A 1685-nucleotide genomic window follows, 5' to 3' on the forward strand; every position below is an offset into this window, starting at 1 on the left:
GTTGCAACTCCCAAAATTCTGGGTGTTGCAACGACCGCTAGAACCCGCCACGGGGCGCCGGCCTTTCTGCTGAAACAGGACTCTGAACAGTCAGTTCGGATCAGCCGCGGTGATGGCGAGCCGCGGGTTCTGATCAGTCGCGGGTGAGGCGGCGGTGCGTCACCCGGTGCGGTTTCGCCGCATCGGGACCCAGGCGCTCCACCTTGTTCTCCTCGTAGGATTCGAAGTTGCCCTCGAACCAGTACCACTTGGAGGGGTTCTCCTCGTCACCTTCGTAGGCCAGGATGTGGGTGGCCACCCGGTCCAGGAACCAGCGGTCGTGCGATACCACCACGGCACAGCCGGGGAATTCCAGCAGCGCGTTTTCGAGGCTGCTGAGGGTCTCGACGTCGAGGTCGTTGGTGGGTTCGTCAAGGAGCAGGAGGTTTCCGCCCTGCTTAAGGGTCAGCGCAAGGTTCAGGCGGTTGCGCTCACCACCGGAGAGCACCCCGGCCTTCTTCTGCTGGTCCGGGCCCTTGAATCCGAAGGCAGCCACGTAGGCACGCGAAGGCATTTCGACGTGGCCCACCTGGATGTAGTCCAGGCCGTCTGACACCACTTCCCACAGGGTCTTGTTCGGATCGATGCCGCCGCGGCTCTGGTCCGCGTAGGAGATCTTGACCGAATCGCCGATCTTCAGGACGCCGCCGTCGAGCGGTTCCAGGCCCACGATGGTCTTGAACAGCGTGGTCTTGCCAACACCGTTGGGGCCGATGACGCCGACGATGCCGTTGCGGGGAAGGGTAAAGGACAGCCCGTCGATGAGGGTCCGGTCCTCGAAACCCTTCTGCAGGTCCTTGGCTTCGAGGACGAGTCCGCCGAGGCGGGGTCCCGGCGGGATCTGGATTTCTTCGAAGTCGAGCTTGCGGGTACGGTCCGCTTCCGCGGCCATTTCCTCGTAGCGGGCCAGGCGGGCCTTGGACTTGGTCTGGCGGCCCTTGGCGTTGGAGCGGACCCACTCGAGTTCTTCGGTGAGGCGCTTTGCCTGCTTGGCGTCCTTCTTGCCCTGGACTTCAAGGCGGGCGCGCTTCTTCTCCAGGTAGGTGGAGTAGTTGCCCTCATAGGGGTACAGGTGGCCGCGGTCCACTTCGGCGATCCATTCCGCGACATGGTCGAGGAAGTAACGGTCGTGGGTTACGGCCAGGACCGCTCCGGCGTAGCTGGAAAGGTGCTGTTCCAGCCACAGCACGCTCTCAGCGTCAAGGTGGTTGGTGGGCTCGTCCAGCAGCAGGAGGTCCGGCTTCTGCAGCAGCAGCTTGCAGAGTGCCACCCGGCGGCGCTCACCACCGGAGAGGAGGGTCACGTCAGCGTCCGCAGGCGGGCAGCGGAGGGCGTCCATGGCCTGTTCCAGCTGGGAATCGAGGTCCCATGCGTCCGCGGCGTCAATGGCCTCCTGGAGGTGGCCCATTTCTTCGAGCAAGGTGTCGTAGTCAGCGTCCGGGCTGGCCATTTCCTCGGAGATCTCGTTAAAGCGCTGGATTTTGCCGTAGATTTCGCCGACACCCTCCTGGACGTTGCCCAGGACGGTCTTTTCCTCGTTCAGCGGCGGTTCCTGCAACAGGATCCCCACCGTGTAGCCGGGGCTGAGCCGGGCCTCGCCGTTCGAAGGGGTGTCCAGGCCGGCCATGATTTTCAGGATGGTGGAC

Annotated in this window: 1 protein-coding gene; it reads right to left on the reverse strand. The window is 63.9% G+C overall.

Going from position 1 to position 1685, the window contains the following annotated elements:
* Window positions 1–133: 133 nt before the first annotated feature.
* A partial coding sequence (gene ettA / locus DBR22_RS15315) for an energy-dependent translational throttle protein EttA (protein WP_108599738.1) occupies window positions 134–1685 on the reverse strand: 1552 nt, incomplete at its 5' end.

Origin of the sequence: Arthrobacter sp. HMWF013 (genome assembly GCF_003061105.1) — a bacterium.
Classification (GTDB): domain Bacteria; phylum Actinomycetota; class Actinomycetes; order Actinomycetales; family Micrococcaceae; genus Arthrobacter.